Genomic DNA, 21,439 nt, shown 5'->3' with positions numbered 1-21,439 from the left:
CAGTATCCGCCCAAACGGGCTAAGTCACTGATTTAAATGGTGGGCGGTACAAGGATCGAACTTGTGACCCCTTCCATGTCAAGGAAGTGCTCTACCGCTGAGCTAACCGCCCGAGAGCCGCGCAGTATACGGGAACGGGATAGGGCTGAAAAGGCTCAACCTACCGGGTCGCCTGCTCACGTAGCTGGTGGATCCGATCGCGCAGGCGCGCGGCCTCTTCGAATTCCAGGTTTTCCGCATGTTTGCGCATATCCGCCTCCAGGCGCTTGATCATGGCTGAAGCCTGATCGGCGCTGAGGCTGGCGTACTCGGCGGCGTCTTCGGCCACGGCGGTAGCGGCTGCCCTGCCACGCGCGGACTTGCCGCGACCCCGGCCTGGGGCTTCGCTGCGAGCACCTTCCATGATGTCGGAGATCCGGCGCACCACCGATTTGGGCGTGATGCCATGGGCCTCGTTCCAGGCCTCCTGTTTTTCGCGGCGGCGGCTGGTTTCGTCCATTGCCGCCCGCATCGAGCGGGTCACCTCATCGGCATACAGGATGGCTTTGCCGCGTACGTTACGCGCCGCGCGGCCGATGGTCTGGATCAGCGAATCGGTGGAACGCAGGAAGCCTTCCTTGTCCGCATCGAGAATGGCCACCAGCGAAACTTCGGGCATGTCCAGGCCCTCGCGCAGCAGGTTGATGCCCACCAGCACGTCGAATTCGCCCAGTCGCAGGTCGCGGATGATTTCCACGCGCTCCACGGTTTCGATATCCGAGTGCAGATAGCGCACTTTCACATCGTGCTCGCTCAAGTATTCCGTGAGGTTTTCCGCCATGCGTTTGGTGAGCGTGGTGACCAGCACGCGGTCGCCCATCGCAATGCGTTTTTTCGCTTCACCCAGCAGATCGTCGACCTGGGTGCGCACGGGGCGTACTTCGACTTCCGGATCGATCAGGCCAGTGGGACGCACCACCAGTTCAACCGCAGAGTTGCCGGATTTTTCCATTTCGTATTTGCGCGGCGTGGCGGAGACATAGATGCTGCGCGGCGCCCGGCGCTCGAACTCCTCGAAGCGCAGCGGGCGGTTGTCCATCGCCGACGGCAGGCGGAAGCCGAATTCCACCAGGGTTTCCTTGCGCGAGCGGTCACCTTTGTACATGGCGCCGAGCTGCGGCACGGTGACGTGCGATTCGTCGATCACCAGCAATGCATCCGGCGGCAGATAGTCGAACAGAGTCGGCGGCGGCTCGCCCGGCGCACGGCGGGTGAGATGGCGCGAGTAGTTTTCGATGCCCTGGCAATAACCGACCTCGGCCATCATCTCGATGTCGAAGCGCGTACGCTGATCCAGGCGCTGCGCCTCGACCAGGCGGTTTTCCTTGTAGAGCAGCTCCAGGCGTTCCTTCAGCTCGACTTTGATCGTCTCGATCGCGTTCAACACGCTTTCGCGCGTGCTGGCGTAGTGCGTGCGTGGATACACGGTGTAGCGCGGCACCTTGCGGATGGTTTCGCCGGTGAGCGGATCGAACAGGGAGAGGTTTTCCACCTCGCCGTCGAACAGTTCAATACGCAGCGCTTCGGTTTCCGATTCGGCCGGAAACACGTCGATGATTTCGCCGCGCACGCGATATGTACCGCGGCGCAGTTCCATTTCGTTGCGGGTGTATTGCAGCTCGGTCAGCTGGCGGATCAGCGCGCGCTGATCGATGCGTTCGCCACGCGCAAGGATCAGGCGCAGCGATAGGTAATCTTCCGGATCGCCCAGGCCGTAGATGGCCGACACCGTGGCCACGATCAGCGAATCCTTGCGTGACAGCAGCGCCTTGGTCGCGGCCAGACGCATCTGCTCGATGTGGTCGTTGATCGAGGCGTCCTTCTCGATATAGGTATCCGACGCCACCACGTAGGCTTCCGGCTGGTAGTAGTCGTAGTAGCTGACGAAGTATTCCACCGCGTTATGCGGGAAGAACTCCTTGAACTCGCCGTACAGCTGCGCCGCCAGCGTCTTGTTCGGCGCCAGCACGATAGTGGGGCGCTGCACTTGCGCCACCACGTTGGCGATAGTGAAGGTCTTGCCCGAGCCGGTAACGCCAAGCAAGGTCTGCCCTGCCAGGCCGGACTCAAAGCCCTCGACCAGGCGCTTGATGGCCTCGGGCTGGTCGCCAGCGGGCTTGTACTGGGAAACGAGTTCGAAACGGTCGCGGTCGGTCATGGGCATCACTTGCGGGCGCTCCGGGTCATTTTAAATGCAGGTGCTGACACAGGTTGTCAGCAGGGTCTGACCGTATCGCCCCCCTAGGCTGGTTGGCGTCGCGGAAATAGGGCCTAGCATGGGTTGGATGATAAACAGCAATGTGAAGGGCTTTGGGCTGGCGGAGCAGATCATCACCCTGGCGGTTCTGGCCGTGCTGACGGCGATCGCCATACCAGCCTTTCATCGGATGATGATGGGACACGAACTGCGCGCCGCCCAAACCGATTACATCGCGGCCTTACAGCACGCACGCAATCTCGCGGTGAACGAACAGGTGCGCATCACATTTTTTGCCCAAGCCGCGATGGCCTACATTGCAGTGGTGATGATTCGTGGGGCCAAGGTTGGCTGATAGGAAAAGCTGACCTCAACGACGATGGTCAGTTACTCGGTTTGCCACGTTATACCGGCCGAAAATATCGCGATACGCTTATCATCATCAGCAATATCAAACAGAAGTACGTATGGTTCGGCCCTGATGGCAGCGCGAAAAACACTTGGCCGTCGCTTTCCTTCTGCGTGAAGGGCGATCCTCAGCACTTGTTGAAAGTGATCATTTCCCGAACAGGGCGAATCCGAGGTGATGTCGAGAAAAACCCTGCCGCATCGCCATGTTCTACTTCAGCTTGAGCACTCGGCTTTTGGTAGGTTGGGGTGCAAACCCCAACGTTGCCATGCATGTACATATAGAGATGTTGGGGTTTGCACCCAAACCTACATCAAAGCAGCACAGGCCGATCCGGCAACTCATCCGGCCGTGGCTTGCCATGACTCGGAAAATGCTTCGCCAGCAACGCATGCACCTGGGTAATCCCGTGCAACGCACCTGCGCGCCATTGGCCGGCAGCGAAGTTTTCGCGCATACCCTCGCAAATCGCGCGCCATTCTTCCGGCTTCACGTGCTTTGCAATGCCGCGGTCCGCAACAATCTCGATGCGATGCTCCGACATCAGCACGTAAATCAGCACGCCGCAGTTGTGTTCGGTGTCCCACACATCAAGCTGACCGAAAACCTGCCGTGCGCGAGTGCTGGCATCCAGGCCAGCCCATACGACGGGAATGGAAAGACGCGACTCGATAGCAAAGCGCACTTCGCCTAGATGGGTGTGTTCGCCATCGGCGATCGCGGCGGTCATGTCATCCAGCAACTCAGGCGGGAAGCGTCGATGCAACTGAAACAAGCCTTCGAACAAATTCGCCGTGATGCGTTGAGCGCGTGTTGGCATGTCACCAGCTCCCCGAAGCGCCACCGCCACCGAAACTGCCGCCGCCTCCGCTGAAGCCTCCACCTCCACCGCCGCCGAAGCCGCCGCCTCCGAAACCACCGCCCCCGCCCCAGCCGCCGAAGCCACCCCAGCCGCCGCCGCCGATGGATCGGCCCGAGCCAGCAGGCAACAGCATGAACAAACCACCGAGAATTCCGCCAAAAATGCCGATACCGATGGACGCGAGCATCCACAGCAAGGCGCCGATGATGAAGCCGCCCAAGGGGGCGCGAACCAGTGCCGGCGCACGCCCAAACATGCCGCGCAGCACGATCAGCAGAAACACCGCGATGAAGAACATCCCCTGCAGATTCGAACCATGGTGTTCTTCATTGCCACGCACCGGCGGTGGCAATGGTTCGCCATTGATGAGCTGCGTCAACGCACCCACGGCATCACTGATACCGCCGAAGTAATCATTGCTGCGGAATTTCGGCGCAATGTATTCGCGGATGATGCGTGCCGCCGCGGCATCGGGAATCGCGCCTTCCAACCCGTATCCCACCTCGATGCGCACTCGTCGGTCGTTCTTGGCGATAAACAGCAGCACGCCATCGTCAGTGCCTTTACGGCCAACCTTGTTGGCCTCCGACACACGCAGGGAGTAATCCTCGATGTCATCGGGCTGCGTGCTGCCGACCATCAGCACGACGAGCTGCGCACCCTTCTGCTTTTCCAGATTGACCAGTTGCGCATCGAGCTGGTCGATTTGCTGGGGCGACAGTGTGCCGGTGAGATCGGTGATATGACGCGTGAGCTTGGGTACTGCAGGTTGGTCATCCGCATGCAAAACGGACCAGGGCGACAGCAAGGCTATCGCCAGGACCATCCAGAGGCGCACCCAGCGCCGCATCATGTCAATGCGCCGACGTAGCAGGCGCTGGTGTGCTGGTACCGAAATCCACCGTCGGCGCCGTGGAAATCGCCTTCTCGTTCTCCACCGAGAAATTTGGCTTTACCTGATAGCCGAACATCTTGGCGGTGAGATTGTTGGGGAATGTACGGATCAGCGAGTTGTACTGCTGCACCGCCTGAATGTAGCGATTGCGCGCCACGGCGATGCGGTTTTCAGTGCCCTCCAGTTGCGCCTGCAGGTTCTGGAATACGCCATCCGCCTTCAGGTTCGGATAGTTCTCGCTGACCGCCATCAACCGCGACAAGGCACCGGTGAGCTGCCCTTGCGCGGCCTGAAACTTCGCCAGCGCTTGAGGATCATTCGCCAGCTCCGGCGTTATCTGGATGCTGCCCACGCGGGAGCGCGCGTCGGCCACCTCGGTGAAGATCTTGTCTTCGTGCGCGGCGTAACCCTTCACGGTATTGACCAGATTCGGCACCAGATCCGCGCGGCGCTGATATTGATTGAGCACTTCGGACCATTGCGCCTTGACTACCTCGTCCTGCTTCTGGATCGAGTTGTAGCCGCAGCCGGTCAACATGATGGCCAATAGCAACAGCACAAGAATGCGTAGGCTTTTCATCGGAATGCTCCTTTCCTGTAAGCAGTCATTGCAGCATCAGGTTTATAGGGATGCAATCGCTCGTTTTACCTATACCTATATCTGGACGCTTGCTTGCGCGGGAATGATGACCAAAGCCTTCACGTCAAAACCAGCGCGGCCCCAGAATCAGCCCCCAGCACAACACCACCAGCACCAGCAGCACAAACACGGCCGCTGAACCCATATCCTTGGCTCGACCGGCCAGCTCATGAAACTCGGGACTGACCTTGTCCACCACCGCTTCGATCGCCGAATTGAGCAGTTCCACCGACAACACCAGGAACACCGGGAAAACCAAGGCGATTTTCTCTAGCGCCCCATTCCCGACCCACAAGCCAATGGGGACAAGGATGACAGTAAGCATCGCTTCCAGCCGAAAGGATGCCTCGTGCCGCCAGCCCGCGCGCAGGCCGTTCATCGACCAACGAAAAGCGCGCCACAACTGACGCGGGTCGCCACGAAACCCGCTACCCGGCATGGCTAAAAATGCTTGCCCATGAAGGAATTACGGCGGTTTTCGGCATGGCGGGCAACGCTCCCGGAAAGGCGGCAACAGGCTGGGCATCATGCCACAAGCCGGCCGGCACGCCGGCCTGCCGCAGGATTTTGCTTTGCCGCAATGCAACTTTTAGCTAATGACATTTAAGTTACCCTTCGCCGGATGTGCCTCACCCAAGGCGCTAAAAACAGGTCGATTTTGGCCTTGTAGTACACGTAATCCGGAACCATCGCATGACCACACTGACCCGACCTGTTTCGCAAACCCGATCGTTCACCACGGTCTTCCTTATCGAGATGTGGGAGCGCTTCGGCTTCTACGGCATGCAGGTGCTGATGGTCACCTTCATGATGAAGAAGCTGGGCTTCGTCGATACCAAGGCGAACTTGGTCTGGGGCGCGGCGGCGGCGCTGATCTATGCCACTCCGGCGATCGGCGGCTGGGTCGGCGACAAGCTGCTGGGCACGCGGCGCACCATGCTGATGGGCGCGACCATTCTCGCGCTCGGCTACGGCATGCTTTGGATACCAACGGACAATGCATACGTCACTTATATCTCCCTTGGCGTGATCGTCGTCGGCAATGGCTTCTTCAAACCCAACGCCGGCAACCTGGTGCGCAAGATCTATGAAGGCGATGAAACACGCATCGATAGTGCGTTCACCATCTACTACATGGCGGTGAACATCGGCTCGATGATCTCGATGACGGCAACACCGTGGATTCGCAACTATATCGGCGCGCTCTACGGTGACGATCTTGGCTGGCACACGGCCTTCGGTGTCTGCTCCATCGGCCTAGTCCTCGGCCTGATCAATTATTCGATGATGAGCCGCACCTTGTCGCATATCGGCTCACCAAGCGACCAGCGCCCTGTTGACGTCAAGCGCCTTGCCGCAGTGCTACTGGGCGCACTGGCAACCGTGTTCATCGCCGCCTTCATTTTGCAAAGCGAAACCATCGCCAGGTTGTGCGTGTATGGTGCGGGCATCGTGATCCTCGGCATCTTCGTGCACCTGATCCGTAGTTCCCAGCCCAGCGAGCGCGCCGGCCTGACGGCAGCGCTGGTGCTGACGGTGCAGACGATTTTCTTCTTCATCTTCTACGCGCAGATGGCCACGTCGCTGAATCTGTTCGCGCAGCGCAACGTCGATCTGTCGTTCGATATCTTCGGCTTCCACCTGTTCAACTGGATTCCCGAGCAGTACCAGAACTTGAATGCCATCTGGATCGTGCTGCTGAGCCCGGTGCTGGTCTTCATCTACAACTCGCTCGGCAAGCTCGGCAAGGATCCGTCAGTAGCAACGAAGTTCGCCTGGGGTTTCGCGGCGGTGGCGCTCGGCTTCTTCATGTACGGGTTCGGCGCGACCTGGGCGGTGAACGGGCAAGTGTCCTCGTGGGTGATGATCTGGGGCTATGGCCTTTACTCGCTCGGCGAGTTGCTGGTGAGCGGCCTGGGCCTGGCGATGATCGCCCGCTATGTGCCTGAGCGCATGGGCGGCTTCATGATGGGCGCGTACTACGTGGCGGTAGGCATCTCGCAATACCTCGGCAGCGTGGTGGCCAACATCGCGCACATCCCGGACAACATCACCGATCCGCTGCAGTCGCTGAGCATCTACACGCACCTGTTCAATATTCTTGGCTTCGTGGGCATCGGCTGCACCATCGTCGCCGTTCTGATCTTGCCGCTGATGAACAAGCTCTCGGCCACCCACTCCGATGCAGCCGCCGGCTATCAGCCGTTGACCGCTGCACACGGCGAAGAATTCGAAACGCCTTGATGTCGAGGGATGCGCTGAGCCCTTTCCCCTCCCCTATCGGGAGAGGGGGCTGGTAGGCTGCGGCCATGCCGCAACATTCCCTTCAACAACCCTTCGGGCCGCTCGCCCTCACCCGCACTCTCGCCTGGCTACGCCTGTGCGCTATCGGCGGCCAGAGCATGGCCGTGATGGTGTGCTCGTGGTGGATGCGCATTGACATCCCCACACTCTCGCTGCTGCTCGGCATTGACATGCTCGCCGTGTTCGCCGTGTTTGCAGCGTGGCGCATCAGCCAACCATGGCCGGTGCGCGAGTGGGAAACGGTGTGCCACATCGTCGCGGACACACTGGTGCTGAGCTACCTGCTCTACTTCACCGGCGGCGCCAGAAATCCGTTCGTCACCTTGCTGCTCGTGCCCATCGCGCTGAGTGCAGCAGCGCTATCGGTGCGCGCCATTCTTGCCGTCGCCGCCATCGCTGGCGCGGCGTACTTCGTGCTGTTGCTTTGGTTCGTGCCCTTGCCGATGAACGAACTGACGGCCAACGATCACGGTTTCTCGCTGCACGTCGCGGGCATGGGCGTGAACTTCGGCATTACGACCGTGCTGCTTGGCTTTTTCATCAATCGCCTTGCGACCGCCGTCCGCAGGCAACAACAGGAGGTTCAGCGCGTCCGTGAACGCGCGTTGCGCGACGAAGGCATCATGGCCATTGCCACGCAGGCTGCCGGCGCCGCGCATGAACTCAACACACCGCTTTCGACGATGCGCACGCTGTTACCGGAGCTGCGGCGCGAGCATGCCGCCGATGCAACGCTGGACGAAGACCTGTCCTTGCTGGAAGGCCAAGTGGAGCGCTGCCGCACGATCCTTCGCGAGATGGTCGCCTTCGGCAAGGCGCAACTGTCGCAGGAATTCGAACGTGTCACCCTGTCGACGTTTATCCACGGATGTCTAAAGCGCTTCCAGCTCCTGCGTCCGGAAGCAGAGTTGGAGCTGCGTGTCATGCCGCAACTCAACCAGCTTGTGCTGCGCACACCACCCGGCCTGCGCCACTCCTTGCTCAATCTATTGAACAATGCAGTGGATGCCTCAGCCTTACGCGATTCAAACAGCGTCACGCTGGAAGTGCGCCGCGACGGACCTTGGCTTGACTGGATCGTCAGCGACCGTGGCCCGGGCTTTGCCCCCGCGGGCACTCGCGCAGCCCTTGGCGAGAGCGGCAAGCAAAGCGGCCTCGGTATTGGCTTGGCACTGGCCGAAGCCACCGCCGAAAGGCTTTCTGGCGAGTTGATCGCCAAGAACACTGAAAACGGTGCGGAAATGTGCCTGCGGCTGCCCTTGTCCACCATTGCCGAGGGCGCATAGAACGCGCCTGCAGCGGGCTTGCCTGGCTCACGAGAGATACAAACGCACACACGGGGCTGCTTATCCGGCAAAATAGTTGGGTGAAGTCGAGCAGAAGCAGCAGATGAACCACCCCATCCCTACCGGCGGTACGCGTCCCTTGCTGATCGTGGACGACGATGCCACCTTCGTACGTGTTCTGACCCGAGCGTTGACGTCGCGCGGTTTCGAAGTGATCACCGCCGGTACCGCCGACGAAGCGCGTGCGCTTTCGCAACGGCATCAGCCTCGCCATTGCGTGCTGGACCTGAAGCTGGGGGAAGAAAACGGCCTGCGCCTGATCCCCGAATTACGCGAGCTGGTACCCGACGTACGCATCCTGCTGCTGACCGGCTACGCCTCCATCGCCACGGCCGTCGAAGCCATCAAGCGCGGTGCGCATGATTACCTTGCCAAGCCGGTTGACGCCGACGCCGTGGTTCGCGCCTTGCTCGAAGGCGAAACGGTGCAACCCAGCGAGGACGAGGTCATCGACGCCCCTGAAGCGCCTCTGGCCTTACGCCGCCTGGAATGGGAACACATCCAGCGCGTGCTCACCGAATGCGACGGCAATATTTCCGAAACGGCACGACGCTTAGGCATGCATCGCCGCACACTGCAGCGCAAGCTGAGCAAGCATCCGGTACGTGAGCGGCCGAACCAGAGCAGTTGAACAAATTCATCGTTGCCACCTTACACACGGATCACGTCACGATCACTGCGTCGAAGATGGCGCAGCCGGTACGCCAAGATGGTTCGACGGATCCGGCTCATCATCGTAGATCGCCACGTGCGGCACGCCATCCGCACCGATCCAGCCGCGAAACATGCCGTCGGTATTGAACGGCATCGCGATATTGCCGTCCGCATCCAGCGCAATGGCGCCGCCATTGCCACCCATCGACGGGATTTCCTGGTTGATCACTTCGGCGGTGGCGCGCGGCACCGGTTCGTCCAACATCGATACCTTCATGCAGATTTCGTGCGCAGCAACGGTGCGGATATAGAACTCGCCCCAGCCTGTGCCTGAGACGGCACACTTTGCATTCGCGTAAGTGCCAGCGCCGATGATCGGCGAATCGCCAACACGGCCCCAACGTTTGTCGGTCATCCCGCCGGTGGACGTGCCGGCGGCGAGATGTCCGGCACTATCGAGTGCTACCGCGCCGACGGTGCCGAAGTGCTTGGTTGTGTCCTGATTAGCATGAGGCTTTTTTTCGTTGTCCTCTTTCAACGCTTTTTGCCACTGCTGCCAGCGCTCATCGGTGCGGAAGTAGGAAGGATCGACCAGGGTGATGCCCTGTTCCTTCGCGAACGCCTCGGCACCATCGCCGATCAGCATCACATGCGGCGAATGTTCCATCACCGCGCGCGCCAGCAAAATCGGATTTTTCACGCGGTGCACGCCTGCTACCGATCCCGCGCTCAAGCTGTCGCCCTCCATCACGGCAGCGTCCATCTCGTTCTTGCCATCATGCGTGAACACCGAACCCCGGCCGGCGTTGAAATTGGGATCGTCCTCGAGCACGGTGATAGCAGCGGTCACGGCATCGATGGCTGGCTTGCCCGCCTTGAGTTGGGCGTAGCCGTCTTGCAGCGCCTTGCTCATCGCCGCACGCACGGCTTTCTCCTTGGCAGGACTCATATCGCGCTTGATCACGCCCGCGCCGCCATGAATCACCAATACCGGTGTAGTGGCATGTGTCATGGCGGCAATTCCCAAGGCAGTGAGCGCGATAAGCAGACGGAACGGCTTCACGTGACACCTCTCGCGAGCATGGAGCGAGTATAGCCGGCCGCCATCGCATCATGCGTCAAAAGGCCTTTACATGACGCGCTCAGGAAGACGGAGATTCAGCGCTGCATCCTGTGCTGGGTGTGATGGAGAGCTGCAGCGGCGATGCATGTCCGCCAATGCTTACCAGCATGACTTTACCTAGCGGCCCGCGCAGCGTCGGAGCAACGGTGTCGTGTTGCCCTGCTTCGTCCACCGAACCATGGATATCCATTTGCACCTGATCGCTGCCTGCCGGCTTCAGCACAAACTTGAATTGCCAGGCGGCCTCACCATCTACCTTGCTTTGTTGCAGGATGGTGGCCGGCTCATTCTCGCGCGTGCACACAGTGGGGCTGGCGAGCGTGTGATTGCCGCGGCTGACAACGATAGCCAACCTGTACTCCACAGGCGCTTTAACGGCCAAGGCTGACTGTCGTGATGCAGCATAGCTAAAACCTGCTATACCGAACGTCAAGCTAAGCAAAAGCAACGCACCGACAGCCCGGCGGCGTGGACTTGGTGTTTTCCGTGTCAACATGGCAATACGCTCCGTAAGAGGATGACGAGGCGACCAATTGCAACCTATCGGCAGCAGCGCAGTCGCGGTTTGGGTTTTCAACATGGCGTTGGCATAACTGCGGCGTTGCGCGTGGTGTTCGCGAACCACCGCGGCATCGCATGCAAGCTCCTGGTCATGCCGGAAAGCGCTCCATCCAAGCCATGCCAAGGGATGGAACCAGAACAACGAAACCAGCATCTGTGCAAGCAAACTCCAGCACCCATCCAGGCGCCGCGCATGCATGCTTTCATGGGCGAGTATGAGCATGCGTTCTGTCGCGTCGTAGCGAGCCTCGAAATCAGCCGGCAACACGATGCAGGGGCGCCACGCTCCTACCATGGCCGGCCCAATATCCACGCTGTTCGCACGCACCAAAGGCCAACGATCTGAAGCCTGCCCAATCGATACAGCATCACGCATCAGGTTGCGATAACGCCGCTGAGCCAATGCAGCCCTGACAAGCGTCAGAACTACACCAGCAAGCCATGCCAGCAGTAGCCACAGATGGGGATTCGTTCCCTGCTCAACGACATGCGTGTTCAGCGTCGCGCTGACCGAGGCAACTTTTTGCACTACCGGCGGCAACTCAATGATATGTCCCGGCCTGGAATTCGGAAGTTGCGTGACAACCCATGCCAGCAAGGGCAACAACCAGAGCTGGAAGCTGCGCTCGGCACCAAAAAGTCGCCGGCACGATTTGCGCAGAGCGAACACGATTACAAGCCCCAAGGTGAAAGCAAGCAGCATCGGCCAGCCGCGTGCGATCCATTCCTGCGCGATGCGTTCAGGACTGATCATCGTCAAGCTTCCGGAGCAATGTGCGCAGCTCGGCAATGTCGCGCTTACTCAGCTTTCGTTGCTCCGAAAAGTGCGCCACCAGCGGCGCCACGCGACCTTCGAACAACCGATCGAGCAGGCCTTTGCTTTCCTGAGAAATGTATTGTTCGCGGGTCAGCTTCGGGGAATATAGATAACGCCTGCCGTCACGTTCGGCTTTCACCGCCTTCTTGGTGAGCAGGCGGTTGAGCAGTGACTTGACTGTTCCTTCCTGCCAGTTCTGCTGCTCGCCTACTTCAGCGAGGATCTCTTCGGCGCTGCGCGGTGACCTTCCCCATAGCACCTCCATGATGACCGCTTCGGCTTCGCTAATAGCCATTCGCCAATCCGTTTACATCTGTAAGCACAAGATAATGTTTACGCGTGTAAACGACTATGTCAACAGGCGACGACGTCCCTTGAAATTCCCCTTACGGCTCATCCGGGATCTCTGCGACCTTCGTACAACACGCCCCGTCACCGTTCCATCGTATGCTAGGGAGCTAATTCCCCCTGCAAAAAAGGCACCCCCATGGAAAAGGTTTACGCAAGCGCTACCAAGGCTTTGGATGGTCTGCTGTTCGACGGCATGACCATCGCGGCAGGCGGCTTCGGCCTGTGCGGCATTCCCGAGAACCTGATCGGCGCCCTGCTCGCGGCCGGCACGAAGGGTTTGACCATCGTCGGCAACAACGCCGGCGTGGATGATTTCGGCATGGGCCCACTGCTGAAGACGCGCCAGGTCAAGCGCGTGTACGCCTCCTACGTGGGCGAGAACAAGGAATTCGAGCGCCAGGTGCTGTCCGGTGAACTGGAGCTGCATCTGGTACCGCAAGGCACGCTGGCTGAGAAGCTGCGTGCGGGGGGCGCGGGCATTCCGGGGTTCTATACGCGCACGGCTTACGGCACCAAGCTGGCCGAGGGCAAGGAAACCAAGCGTTTTGGTGACAAGGAATACGTACTGGAAGAAGCAATCCACGCTGATGTTTCAATTGTGAAAGCATGGAAGGGCGACAAGCTCGGCAACCTGGTGTTCCGCAAGACCGCGCGCAACTTCAATCCGATGATCGCCACCTGCGGCAAGATTTGCGTGGCTGAGGTGGAAGAACTGGTGGAAGTGGGCGAACTGGATCCGGATCAGATCCATGTGCCGGGCATCTACGTCGACCGCATCATCAAGGGCGAGAAGTACGAGAAGCGCATCGAATTTCGCACGCTCGCTGGCGCCAACACCGGCAAGGAAAGCCCGATCCGCATGGCCATGGCTCAGCGCGCGGCGAAGGAATTGCGCGATGGTTTCTACGTAAACCTCGGCATCGGCATTCCCACGCTGGTGGCGAACTTCATTCCGGAAGGCATGGACGTGATACTGCAGTCGGAGAACGGCCTGCTCGGCATCGGCCCGTTCCCGGATGAAGCGCACGTGGACCCGGACCTGATCAATGCCGGCAAGCAGACGGTTACCGCCCTGCCCGGTTCGAGCTATTTCTCCAGCGCCGAATCGTTCGCGATGATCCGCGGCGGGCACATCGACTTGTCGATTCTCGGTGGACTGGAAGTATCCTGCACCGGTGATCTCGCCAACTGGATGGTGCCGGGCAAGATGGTGAAAGGCCCTGGCGGCGCGATGGATCTGGTCAGTGGCGTGAAGCGCACGGTAGTGCTGATGGAGCACACCGCGAAGGACGGCTCGCCGAAGATCAAGACGGAGTGCGATCTGCCGTTGACCGGCAAGCAGGTGGTGGACCTGATCATCACCGACCTGTGCGTGTTCGAAGTAGCGAAGGGCAAAGGATTGACGCTGATCGAACTGCAGCCAGGTGTGACGGTGGATGACGTGAAGGCGAAGACGGGATGCCCGTTTGAGATCAGCGCTTCACTGCGATGACGCGTAGGTTGGGGTGCAAACCCCAACACTCGGATGTGTGTGCGTATGTTGGGGTTTGCACCCCAACCTATGTTCCGGCGGAGATGGAAGCTACGCCGACACCGGCAACGGCTTCGGAAACCGAATCTCAGCCACGTAACGATTGCCGCCCTGCACATGCAGACTCAGCGGCCACCCAAAGCGTTCGCTGATGCGTTGCGCGATGGCGTATTCAAAACCACGTTGCCCAGGCGCCGGTGGATCCTGTTCACCACCGGCAGTGGCGCTGACGCTCACCATGCCGGGCAACACCGTCACCTGCACCACACCCTGCCCCGTGTACTGGCTGGCGTGGCGAATCAACTGCCAACACAACACGGCGAACACGCGCGGCGAGCCGTGCAATGCAAACGTCGCCGGTTCCTCCAGGCGCAGCTCGATCGGATGACCGTGCAACATCTCGCGCGCGTTGGCGAGTTCATCGCGCAGCACGTCATTCACTACGAAATCCTGCTCACCCTGGCCGTTGTCGGCTTCGCGCGCCAGGATCAGCAAGGCCTCGACCAGCGATTCCATTTCGCGCGTCGCGCGTCGAATGCGCTGCACGGAGCGCTTGCCGAACTCGCTCAAACCCGCTTCGTCCGACAGCATGTCGGTGGACATCTTGATCACGGTAAGCGGACTGCGCAGTTCATGGCTGGCGTCGCGGGTGAAATTGCGCTCGCGTTCGTTGTAACCGGCGATGCGGCTGGCGAAGTTGTGGAAGCCGCGGGCAAGCGTAGCGATGTCGCTGTCAGTCTCGCGCAAGCGGTCGGACTGCAAAGCATCCAGGTCGGTCTGCCCTTCTTTCCAGTTGCCCACCCACCGCGCCAGTCTGGTGACCTGTCGCCAGCTGCGCTCGGTGGCCAGCCAGGTGAGCGCGCTGACGATCACGATCAGCAGCACCACGGCAAAGACGGGTGCCACGTTGTAATAACCCATCAGGCATACCACGACCACGGCCACGAACTGCATGCTGAAAATCAGCAGCAGGTGGCGTTGAAAACCGCCGCGCACACGTTCTACGCGCGGCACTTGGGCACCCGTGGTGGTCATGTAAGTTGTTGGGCGGTTATGCGATGTGGCTGGCCGGAGTGGTCTCTGCTTCCAGGTCGGCAAGGCGGTAACCGGCCGAATGGATGGTATGCAGCAGGGGCCGATCGAACGGTTTGTCGATCACCCGACGCAGATTGTAAAGATGCGAGCGCAAGGTATCCGAATCAGGCAGCGTGTCGCCCCAGATTTCCCGTTCGATATCCCGCCGGCTCACCACGCGCGGCGATTCGCGCATCAGGATCGCCAGCAGCTTCAGGCCGATCGGGGAGACGGTCAGCTCCTGCCCGGCGCGGGTGAGCCGCAGGGTGGCCGTGTCCAGGGTCATGTCGCCGACGGTGAGCACTTCGCTGGACACCTGGCGGCGATCGCGGCGGATCAGGGCACGCAGGCGCGCCTCCAGCTCCCGCACCTCGAAGGGCTTCACCAGGTAGTCGTCCGCGCCGGCCTCCAGGCCTATCAGCTTGTCCTCCAGGGTGTCGCGGGCTGTCAGCATCAGCACGGGGGTGGATTTCTTGGCGTCGCCGCGCAGCTTGCGACAGACATCCAGGCCATCGATACCGGGCAGCATCAGGTCCAGCACCACCACGTCGTAACTGTTGGACACTGCCAAGTGCAGGCCGCTGACACCATCTTGTGCAAAATCAACAGAATAGCCACGGCGCTCGAGAAATTCGCCCACCATTTCCGCAATCTGACGGTTGTCTTCCACCAGCAGGATCAGCCCTGCATGCTCGTCACGTGAACTCATGGTCGCCTCGTCGCCTTGGGGAGTCTTCACATTTGTGAAGGCTACCCTCCAGAGTGGTAAGGACAACGTGAATTTAAGCGGATGAAACCGTGTTGGCCTTCTATAACAACGACTTAAGTTCTGGCCAGACGTTATTCAGCACGAGCGGCTCGCCGTTGGCCACCGGGTGCAGGCCGTCCTCCTGCATCAGCGAGGGGTTCAAAGCCACGCCTTCCAGCAGGAACGGGACCAGGGCGGTGTGCTTGTCGCGGGCAAGATCCGCATACACGGCACGCAGACCATCGCGATACTGCGGCCCGTAGTTCACCGGCAGCTCGATGCCGAGCAGCAGCACCTTGGCGCCGGCATGCTGTGCCGCGTCGATCATCGCCGCGAGATTGCTGCGCAGGTCGGTCAATGGCAGGCCGCGGAGGCCGTCGTTGGCACCCAGCTCGATCACCACGATGCGCGGGTGGTATTGCGCCAGCAGCGCCGGCAACCGGTTGCGCCCGCTCACCGAGGTTTCGCCGCTGATGCTGGCATTGATCACCGCCCAGCCCGGCTCCATCTGCTTGAGACGTACTTCCAGCAGATGCACCCAGCCTGCTTCTACGGGAATGTTGTGCGCGGCGGACAAGGAGTCTCCGAGCACAAGCACGTTCTTCGCTGGCGCGGCCTGGGTGGACGCGGCCTGCACTGCACCGATACCGCAAACAAGCAGCAGCAACAAACATAGGAAACGACGCATGAGTGGTGGTTCTCGTCCGGTATTGGAAGTTCGCGATGTTAGCAAGTCGGTGAATGGTCCCGAGGGAAGGCTGGACATCCTCAGCAACGTGGCGATGCAGGTAAGCGCAGGCGAGAGCTTCGCCATCGTCGGTGCCTCCGGCTCCGGCAAAACCACCCTGCTCGGCTTGCTTGCCGGCCTGGACACGCCCACGCGTGGCAGCATTCAGCTCGATGGTTATGCGCTGGAACAGCTTGATGAAGAAGCGCGCGCGGATCTGCGCCGGCGCCTGGTTGGCTTCGTGTTCCAGTCGTTCCACTTATTGCCCGCACTCACTGCCGAGCAGAACGTGATGTTGCCGCTGGAACTGGAAGGCCACGCCGATGCGCGCGAGCGCGCGCACGCTGCGCTGGATGCCGTCGAACTCGGCTCCCGGCGCAAACACTATCCCGCACAGCTTTCCGGCGGCGAACAGCAACGCGTAGCGATTGCGCGCGCCTTCGTGCATAGCCCGCGCTTACTGTTTGCCGATGAGCCCACGGGCAACCTGGATCGACGTACCGGGCGGCACGTCTGCGATCTGTTGTTCGCACTGAATCGCGACCATCACACCACGCTGATCCTGGTCACGCACGACATGCAGCTGGCCGAACGTTGCATGCGTCGCGCGGAATTGCAGGAAGGGCGGCTGGTGCCGATGGGAGAGCCATCCGCATGAAAATCCTGCTGCTCGCCTTGCGCAGCTTGCGTCGCGAATGGCATCTGCCGGAGTTGCGCACGCTGGCTGCATCCCTTGTGCTTGCCGTGGTGGCGCTGGGCGTGGTGGCGACGCTCAGCACGCGCATGGAACGTGGGGTACTTGCCAGCGCGGCCGAATTGATCGGCGGCGATCTGGGTGTTTCGGCACCGGAAAACATTCCGGGCAAATTCTCGGTCGCCGGCCATCAGCGCGGTTTGTCCCTCACCAACACAGCGAGTTTTCCCACGGTCGCGTTCGCGCAGCAGCAGAGCCAATTGCTGGATGTACTTGCCGCCGACAGCGCCTATCCGTTGCGCGGTACTTTGTTAATCGCAGATGCCAACGGAAAGCAGGCGACCAGCCACGGCCCGGCGGCCGGCACCGTCTACCTCGATCATCGCGCGCTGGTGGGGCTGAATCGACGCGTCGGTGACAGCGTGCAGCTGGGTGGCCGCGATCTGCGCATTGCGGGCGAGCTGATCCAGCAGCCGGATGGCGGCGAATTGGTAGCCATGGCGCCGCGCGCGCTGATGAACATCAACGATGCGCAACAGGCTGGCTTGCTCGGTGTCGGCAGCCGCGCGCGACACACCGTGTTGCTGGCCGGCGAACCAGCCGCCGTACAGAGTTGGCGCACGTGGGCGCAATCGACCACCCTGCCGCAGGGTGGTGAACTCATTACACCGGAGCAGACGCAAGAACGCATGCGCAATGCGTTTGATCGTGCCGGTGCCTTTTTGCGCCTGACAGCTTTGCTGTCGGCACTGCTTTCGGGCGTGGCGATTGCACTGGCTTCGCAGCGTTATGCGCGACGCAAGACCAGTGAAGTGTCATTGCTGCGTGCACTCGGCACGTCGCGTGCGCGTGTGTTTACGTTGCTGCTCGGCACGATGGGTGGGCTGGCGCTACCGGCAGCGTTACTCGGCGTACTGCTGGCGTTGGTGCTGGCACAAGGTGCATGGATGTTCGCCAGCCAATTGTTTTCGGGTGTACCGACAGAACTGCCGATTTTGCCGGCCCTGGCTGCTGCCGGCATGGGCATCGCCGTACTGGTGGGATTTGCGTTGCCGCCACTTGTACGGCTGGCCGATGTACCGCCGGTCGCCGTCTTTCGCGCGAGCATGGCGCGACGCATTCGCCGCTTCGATGTGCTGTACCTGATCCCTGCCGTGGTGGCGCTGGCGTTGATCTGGAATCTCAGCGGTTCCGCCAAACTTGCCGGGATTCTTGCCGTAAGCCTGCTGGGCGTTGCCGTGGTGGCCGCGTTGCTTGCCGCCTTGTTGTTATGGGTAACACGACGCATCACACCGGGTGGCCACCCCGCGCTGCGGCTTGGCATGGCGGCGCTGGCACGCCGACGTGGCTTGAGCATCGTGCAGGCGACCGCATTGAGCATGGGCCTTACCGCCTTGTTGCTGCTGGCCGTGGTGGCGCCCGCGTTACTGGATGGCTGGCGCAAGGAATTGCCTGGCGATACGCCGAATTGGTTCGTGCTCAACCTGCAGGACGATCAGCGCAATGATTTCAACCAGGCGCTCGATCGCATCGGCGCCAACCAGCTCAACATGATGCCGCTGGCCGTCGGCAAACTCACTGCCATCAATGGACATCCGATCGACTCGCTGACCTTCAAAGACGAGCGTGCAAAGGAATGGAGCGATCGACAGTTGCGCCTGTCATGGTCCAACGATTTGCCGCCGTCGAACACCGTGATCGCCGGCCATTGGTTCGATCCACATCCGACGCAAGCCGAAGTGTCGGTGGATACGATGTGGCGCGACATGTACGCACTCAAACTTGGTGACATCATGCGCTTCGATGTCGGTGAAGGTCAGGTCGACGCAAAGATCACCAGCTTCCGCCATGTGGATTGGACATCGTTCCGGGTGAACTTCTTCCTGCTCATGGATCCCACGCATGCAAACACGCTCCCACACACTTGGCTAGCCAGTTTTTATCTTCCGCGCGGCCATGCCGAAGCGCTGGCCACACTGTCGCGCAACTATTCAAACCTGAGCCTGGTAGACGTGGACGCGCTGCTCGACCGCGTGCGCGAGATCGTGCAGCGCGTAACCAGCGCAGTGCGCTGGGTGCTCGGCTTCAGCCTGCTGGCCGGCGCCTTGGTGCTGGCCGCCGCATTGGCGACGAGCGGGCAGGAACGCCGCCATGAGGCAGCCTTGCTGCGTACCCTCGGTGCACGGCGCGGCCTGCTACGCATTGCTGCCGCATGCGAGTTCGCCCTGCTCGGCCTGATCGCGGGCATCACGGCGGCGCTGGGTTCCATGGTCGGCGGATGGTGGCTGGGGCGCAGCGTGTTCCACATCAAGGATTTCATGCCGCAGCCTTTGCCGCTGATCCTGGCGGCGCTTGCCGCGGCCTTCGTGGTGATGTTGCTTGGGTTGGCTGGTACGCGAAAAGTGACGCATACGCCGCCGATGCGGTTGTTGCGTGCTGAATGACCTGTAGGTTGGGGTGCAAACCCCAACATCGGGGGTGCATGGCACATGGAGGAATGTTGGGGTTTGCACCCCAACCTACGGGAAGAATACGTGTGCGATAGGATGCGGATTCTCCCCCAGCCAGGACCGCGCATGTACACCCTCTACTACTCCCCCGGCACCGCAAGCATGGTCGTGCATCTGGCGCTGCTCGAAATCGGTGCGCCTTATCAACTGAAGTCGGTGGACATCGAGAAGCAGGAGCAATTCACCGATGAGTACCTGAAGCTCAATCCGGGCGGCAAGGTGCCTACGCTGATCATCGATGGTCGCGCGGTGTACGAATCGGGAGCCTTGCTGATGATCCTGGCCGAGCGTCATCCGGAAGCAAAACTGATTCCGCCACTTGGTACGCCGGAACGCGATACATGGTTACAGTGGACGGTGTTCCTCAGCAATGCGCTGATGTCGACGTATCGGTTCTGGTTCTATCCGCAGGAGCTTGGTTATCAGGCATTGCCGCCGGATATCCGCGCCGCCGTGCAACGCAAGATCGAGGGCATCTGGGATCGCCTGGAAGCGCATCTCTCTGCGCATGGGCCGTATATGCTCGGCGCCGACTTCTCCGGCGTGGATTTAATGCTCACCATGCTGATGCGATGGTCGCGCAACATGCCGCGTCCGGCGACGGAGTGGCCTGCGCTGAAGCGATTGGCCGATCTGGTGCGTGCACGCCCGAGTTGGAAGAAGTTGTATGAGTTGGAAGGGTTGACGGAGTGGTAAATCGTCTTTCTTTATCTTCCATTTGAAACCTGATTTTACCCGCCGTCATTCCCGCGAAAGTGGGAATGTCGGCACTGCTGGAAGTCCCTTCAAAATCACACATCGCGCGATTGACGATGCATTCAAAGACCTCCACCACCCACATCTGGCTCAATCGCCTCAAGCACGAGTTCCTGCTGGTGCTCTTCACGGTGCTCACGGTGATACTGGCCTGCGTCGACCCGCAACCCTGGCCGCGCTACCAGAGCTGGCTGCAACTGCCGACGCTATGCGGATTGCTTGGATTGATGATTGCCATCCAGGGCATTCGAGACAGCGGATTGGTGCAGCGTATCGCCGGCATGCTGGTGGCGCGCATGCACTCGCTGCGCGGTGTGGGCCTGTTGCTGGTAAGCATGACGGCGGTGCTGTCGATGGTGTTGACCAATGACGTCAGCCTGTTCCTGATGGTGCCGCTCACGCTTGCCATCGGCAGCCTGTCCAATCTGCCGGTGCTGCGCATGGCCGTGCTGGAAGCGCTGGCGGTCAATGCCGGCTCGACGCTCAGCCCGATCGGCAATCCGCAGAACCTGCTGATCTGGCAACACGCGCAGATCCCGTTTTTTCAATTCGTTGCTCACCTGCTGCCTACGGCAGCGGTGATGTTTGTGCTGGTCGCGGCAGTCACCTGGTTCTGGCTGCCGAAGGAACGTGTGGCACTGCAGGCCAACAAGCTCGACGGCCACGCGGTATCCGCATCCCTGGCCCTGCTGTCCATCGTCGCACTCACGATGATGGTACTGATGATGCAAAGCGGCCACGCACCGCTTGGCGCCTTGCTATTGGTCGTTCCGTTTGCGCTGTTTTCCTGGCGCACGCTTGCCTGCATCGACTGGTTGCTGATGGCGACCTTCGCCATGATTTTTCTCGGCCTGGGCCATTTCGCCGCGCTGCCTGTCGTGGATCACATGCTCGGCAAGATCGATTTCAACCAGCCGCTGGCGCTTTACCTCAGCGGCATCATCAGCTCGCAGCTGATCAGCAACGTGCCGGCTACGGTGTTGCTGCTGAATCACGCGCAAGATGCGATGGCATTGGCCGTCGCGGTAAACGTAGGCGGCTTCGGCATCGTCATTGGTTCGCTGGCGAATTTGATCGCCTTGCGCTTAGCAAAACAGCCGCATGGCATGCGGCTGTTTCATGAGGTCTCAGTGCCCTTCCTGCTGGTCTGCGCAGCACTGATTTATCTGGTGATGCATTTGCTGGCTTGAGTCGTAGGTTG

At 60.6% G+C, this 21,439-nt stretch carries 21 protein-coding genes and 1 tRNA gene; 10 read left to right on the top strand and 12 right to left on the bottom strand.

The features are described from left to right. Positions 1–37: 37 nt before the first annotated feature. Both IEX75_RS12560 and uvrB read right to left on the bottom strand, forming a co-directional pair. Positions 38–112: transfer RNA gene (locus IEX75_RS12560), tRNA-Val, on the bottom strand. A gap of 48 nt (positions 113–160) precedes the next feature. Next, positions 161–2,197 carry an excinuclease ABC subunit UvrB gene (gene uvrB, locus IEX75_RS12555; protein ID WP_188794658.1) on the bottom strand — a complete coding sequence of 679 codons (2,037 nt, stop codon included), beginning with the start codon at positions 2,195–2,197 and terminating at the stop codon, positions 161–163. Between the two features lie 127 nt (positions 2,198–2,324). Between uvrB and IEX75_RS24160 the strand changes: the two genes are divergently transcribed. Continuing rightward, positions 2,325–2,591 (top strand): pilus assembly FimT family protein, encoded by a 267-nt coding sequence (locus tag IEX75_RS24160; RefSeq protein WP_229720804.1) that lies wholly within the window; start codon positions 2,325–2,327, stop codon positions 2,589–2,591. Further along, positions 2,525–2,869 carry a GspH/FimT family pseudopilin gene (locus IEX75_RS24460; RefSeq protein ID WP_423373296.1) on the top strand — a complete coding sequence of 115 codons (345 nt, stop codon included), beginning with the start codon at positions 2,525–2,527 and terminating at the stop codon, positions 2,867–2,869. Before IEX75_RS24160 ends, IEX75_RS24460 begins: the two co-directional genes overlap by 67 nt. An 89-nt stretch (positions 2,870–2,958) precedes the next feature. On the opposite strand, the gene IEX75_RS12545 is transcribed toward IEX75_RS24460, so the two are convergent. From IEX75_RS12545 to IEX75_RS12530, 4 genes are all read right to left on the bottom strand, one after another. Further along, on the bottom strand, positions 2,959–3,465 hold the full coding sequence (locus IEX75_RS12545; RefSeq protein ID WP_188794656.1) for a TPM domain-containing protein: 507 nt from the start codon (positions 3,463–3,465) through the stop codon (positions 2,959–2,961). A gap of 1 nt (position 3,466) precedes the next feature. After that, positions 3,467–4,357 carry a TPM domain-containing protein gene (locus tag IEX75_RS12540; RefSeq protein WP_423373297.1) on the bottom strand — a complete coding sequence of 297 codons (891 nt, stop codon included), beginning with the start codon at positions 4,355–4,357 and terminating at the stop codon, positions 3,467–3,469. A 4-nt stretch (positions 4,358–4,361) separates the two neighbouring features. After that, the gene (locus IEX75_RS12535) at positions 4,362–4,982 is read right to left on the bottom strand and encodes a LemA family protein (RefSeq protein WP_188794654.1); all 621 of its coding nucleotides are present in this window, start codon (positions 4,980–4,982) and stop codon (positions 4,362–4,364) included. A gap of 124 nt (positions 4,983–5,106) precedes the next feature. Further along, positions 5,107–5,481 (bottom strand): diacylglycerol kinase, encoded by a 375-nt coding sequence (locus IEX75_RS12530; RefSeq protein ID WP_188794653.1) that lies wholly within the window; start codon positions 5,479–5,481, stop codon positions 5,107–5,109. A gap of 254 nt (positions 5,482–5,735) precedes the next feature. Here IEX75_RS12530 and IEX75_RS12525 point away from each other — a divergent pair, with 254 nt between their 5' ends. The 3 genes from IEX75_RS12525 to IEX75_RS12515 all read left to right on the top strand — a co-directional run bounded on the left by IEX75_RS12525 (position 5,736) and on the right by IEX75_RS12515 (position 9,323). Next, the gene (locus IEX75_RS12525) at positions 5,736–7,286 is read left to right on the top strand and encodes a peptide MFS transporter (protein ID WP_188794652.1); all 1,551 of its coding nucleotides are present in this window, start codon (positions 5,736–5,738) and stop codon (positions 7,284–7,286) included. A 65-nt stretch (positions 7,287–7,351) separates the two neighbouring features. After that, positions 7,352–8,632 (top strand): ATP-binding protein, encoded by a 1,281-nt coding sequence (locus tag IEX75_RS12520; protein WP_188794651.1) that lies wholly within the window; start codon positions 7,352–7,354, stop codon positions 8,630–8,632. A gap of 103 nt (positions 8,633–8,735) precedes the next feature. After that, positions 8,736–9,323 carry a response regulator transcription factor gene (locus tag IEX75_RS12515; protein WP_188794650.1) on the top strand — a complete coding sequence of 196 codons (588 nt, stop codon included), beginning with the start codon at positions 8,736–8,738 and terminating at the stop codon, positions 9,321–9,323. Between the two features lie 42 nt (positions 9,324–9,365). Here the strand turns inward: IEX75_RS12515 and IEX75_RS12510 are convergent, their stop codons facing one another. From IEX75_RS12510 to IEX75_RS12500, 3 genes are all read right to left on the bottom strand, one after another. Beyond that, positions 9,366–10,358, bottom strand: coding sequence for an isoaspartyl peptidase/L-asparaginase family protein (locus tag IEX75_RS12510; protein ID WP_188795646.1), 993 nt, complete (start codon positions 10,356–10,358; stop codon positions 9,366–9,368). 130 nt (positions 10,359–10,488) lie between these two features. After that, complete coding sequence (locus IEX75_RS12505) at positions 10,489–11,784, bottom strand: M56 family metallopeptidase (RefSeq protein ID WP_188794649.1); 1,296 nt, start codon at positions 11,782–11,784, stop codon at positions 10,489–10,491. After that, a complete protein-coding gene (locus tag IEX75_RS12500; protein WP_188794648.1) occupies positions 11,771–12,142 on the bottom strand; it encodes a BlaI/MecI/CopY family transcriptional regulator in 372 nt (123 codons plus the stop codon). Before IEX75_RS12500 ends, IEX75_RS12505 begins: the two co-directional genes overlap by 14 nt. A gap of 192 nt (positions 12,143–12,334) precedes the next feature. Between IEX75_RS12500 and IEX75_RS12495 the strand changes: the two genes are divergently transcribed. Further along, positions 12,335–13,690: a 3-oxoacid CoA-transferase subunit B gene (locus tag IEX75_RS12495; RefSeq protein ID WP_188794647.1), complete on the top strand. Its 1,356-nt coding sequence runs from the start codon at positions 12,335–12,337 to the stop codon at positions 13,688–13,690. Between the two features lie 90 nt (positions 13,691–13,780). Here IEX75_RS12495 and IEX75_RS12490 read toward each other — a convergent pair whose 3' ends face one another. The 3 genes from IEX75_RS12490 to IEX75_RS12480 all read right to left on the bottom strand — a co-directional run bounded on the left by IEX75_RS12490 (position 13,781) and on the right by IEX75_RS12480 (position 16,239). Continuing rightward, positions 13,781–14,764, bottom strand: coding sequence for a sensor histidine kinase (locus IEX75_RS12490; protein WP_188794646.1), 984 nt, complete (start codon positions 14,762–14,764; stop codon positions 13,781–13,783). 16 nt (positions 14,765–14,780) lie between these two features. After that, on the bottom strand, positions 14,781–15,512 hold the full coding sequence (locus IEX75_RS12485) for a response regulator transcription factor (protein WP_188794645.1): 732 nt from the start codon (positions 15,510–15,512) through the stop codon (positions 14,781–14,783). A gap of 100 nt (positions 15,513–15,612) precedes the next feature. Continuing rightward, complete coding sequence (locus IEX75_RS12480) at positions 15,613–16,239, bottom strand: arylesterase (RefSeq protein WP_188794644.1); 627 nt, start codon at positions 16,237–16,239, stop codon at positions 15,613–15,615. Here IEX75_RS12480 and IEX75_RS12475 point away from each other — a divergent pair. From IEX75_RS12475 to IEX75_RS12460, 4 genes are all read left to right on the top strand, one after another. After that, positions 16,238–16,936: an ABC transporter ATP-binding protein gene (locus IEX75_RS12475; protein WP_188794643.1), complete on the top strand. Its 699-nt coding sequence runs from the start codon at positions 16,238–16,240 to the stop codon at positions 16,934–16,936. The genes IEX75_RS12480 and IEX75_RS12475 overlap by 2 nt on opposite strands. Further along, positions 16,933–19,416: an ABC transporter permease gene (locus IEX75_RS12470; protein WP_188794642.1), complete on the top strand. Its 2,484-nt coding sequence runs from the start codon at positions 16,933–16,935 to the stop codon at positions 19,414–19,416. The genes IEX75_RS12475 and IEX75_RS12470 overlap by 4 nt, the downstream gene beginning before the upstream one ends. Before the next feature lie 132 nt (positions 19,417–19,548). Further along, on the top strand, positions 19,549–20,178 hold the full coding sequence (locus IEX75_RS12465) for a glutathione S-transferase family protein (RefSeq protein ID WP_188794641.1): 630 nt from the start codon (positions 19,549–19,551) through the stop codon (positions 20,176–20,178). 116 nt (positions 20,179–20,294) lie between these two features. Further along, complete coding sequence (locus IEX75_RS12460) at positions 20,295–21,428, top strand: SLC13 family permease (RefSeq protein ID WP_188794640.1); 1,134 nt, start codon at positions 20,295–20,297, stop codon at positions 21,426–21,428. Positions 21,429–21,439 lie beyond the last annotated feature (11 nt).

It is taken from the genome of Dyella nitratireducens (genome assembly GCF_014642835.1).
GTDB lineage: Bacteria > Pseudomonadota > Gammaproteobacteria > Xanthomonadales > Rhodanobacteraceae > Dyella_B > Dyella_B nitratireducens.
This window is presented reverse-complemented; position numbering and strand designations above follow the sequence as displayed.

What these genes read in the sequence shown, in the direction of transcription:
- uvrB (WP_188794658.1), bottom strand. Translation starts at nt 2,197, where the DNA reads ATGACCGACCGCGACCGTTTCGAACTCGTTTCCCAGTACAAGCCCGCT.
- IEX75_RS24160 (WP_229720804.1), top strand. Translation starts at nt 2,325, where the DNA reads ATGATAAACAGCAATGTGAAGGGCTTTGGGCTGGCGGAGCAGATCATC.
- IEX75_RS12545 (WP_188794656.1), bottom strand. Translation starts at nt 3,465, where the DNA reads ATGCCAACACGCGCTCAACGCATCACGGCGAATTTGTTCGAAGGCTTG.
- IEX75_RS12540 (WP_423373297.1), bottom strand. Translation starts at nt 4,357, where the DNA reads ATGCGGCGCTGGGTGCGCCTCTGGATGGTCCTGGCGATAGCCTTGCTG.
- IEX75_RS12535 (WP_188794654.1), bottom strand. Translation starts at nt 4,982, where the DNA reads ATGAAAAGCCTACGCATTCTTGTGCTGTTGCTATTGGCCATCATGTTG.
- IEX75_RS12530 (WP_188794653.1), bottom strand. Translation starts at nt 5,481, where the DNA reads ATGCCGGGTAGCGGGTTTCGTGGCGACCCGCGTCAGTTGTGGCGCGCT.
- IEX75_RS12525 (WP_188794652.1), top strand. Translation starts at nt 5,736, where the DNA reads ATGACCACACTGACCCGACCTGTTTCGCAAACCCGATCGTTCACCACG.
- IEX75_RS12520 (WP_188794651.1), top strand. Translation starts at nt 7,352, where the DNA reads ATGCCGCAACATTCCCTTCAACAACCCTTCGGGCCGCTCGCCCTCACC.
- IEX75_RS12515 (WP_188794650.1), top strand. Translation starts at nt 8,736, where the DNA reads ATGAACCACCCCATCCCTACCGGCGGTACGCGTCCCTTGCTGATCGTG.
- IEX75_RS12510 (WP_188795646.1), bottom strand. Translation starts at nt 10,358, where the DNA reads ATGACACATGCCACTACACCGGTATTGGTGATTCATGGCGGCGCGGGC.
- IEX75_RS12505 (WP_188794649.1), bottom strand. Translation starts at nt 11,784, where the DNA reads ATGATCAGTCCTGAACGCATCGCGCAGGAATGGATCGCACGCGGCTGG.
- IEX75_RS12500 (WP_188794648.1), bottom strand. Translation starts at nt 12,142, where the DNA reads ATGGCTATTAGCGAAGCCGAAGCGGTCATCATGGAGGTGCTATGGGGA.
- IEX75_RS12495 (WP_188794647.1), top strand. Translation starts at nt 12,335, where the DNA reads ATGGAAAAGGTTTACGCAAGCGCTACCAAGGCTTTGGATGGTCTGCTG.
- IEX75_RS12490 (WP_188794646.1), bottom strand. Translation starts at nt 14,764, where the DNA reads ATGACCACCACGGGTGCCCAAGTGCCGCGCGTAGAACGTGTGCGCGGC.
- IEX75_RS12485 (WP_188794645.1), bottom strand. Translation starts at nt 15,512, where the DNA reads ATGAGTTCACGTGACGAGCATGCAGGGCTGATCCTGCTGGTGGAAGAC.
- IEX75_RS12475 (WP_188794643.1), top strand. Translation starts at nt 16,238, where the DNA reads ATGAGTGGTGGTTCTCGTCCGGTATTGGAAGTTCGCGATGTTAGCAAG.
- IEX75_RS12480 (WP_188794644.1), bottom strand. Translation starts at nt 16,239, where the DNA reads ATGCGTCGTTTCCTATGTTTGTTGCTGCTGCTTGTTTGCGGTATCGGT.
- IEX75_RS12470 (WP_188794642.1), top strand. Translation starts at nt 16,933, where the DNA reads ATGAAAATCCTGCTGCTCGCCTTGCGCAGCTTGCGTCGCGAATGGCAT.
- IEX75_RS12465 (WP_188794641.1), top strand. Translation starts at nt 19,549, where the DNA reads ATGTACACCCTCTACTACTCCCCCGGCACCGCAAGCATGGTCGTGCAT.
- IEX75_RS12460 (WP_188794640.1), top strand. Translation starts at nt 20,295, where the DNA reads ATGCATTCAAAGACCTCCACCACCCACATCTGGCTCAATCGCCTCAAG.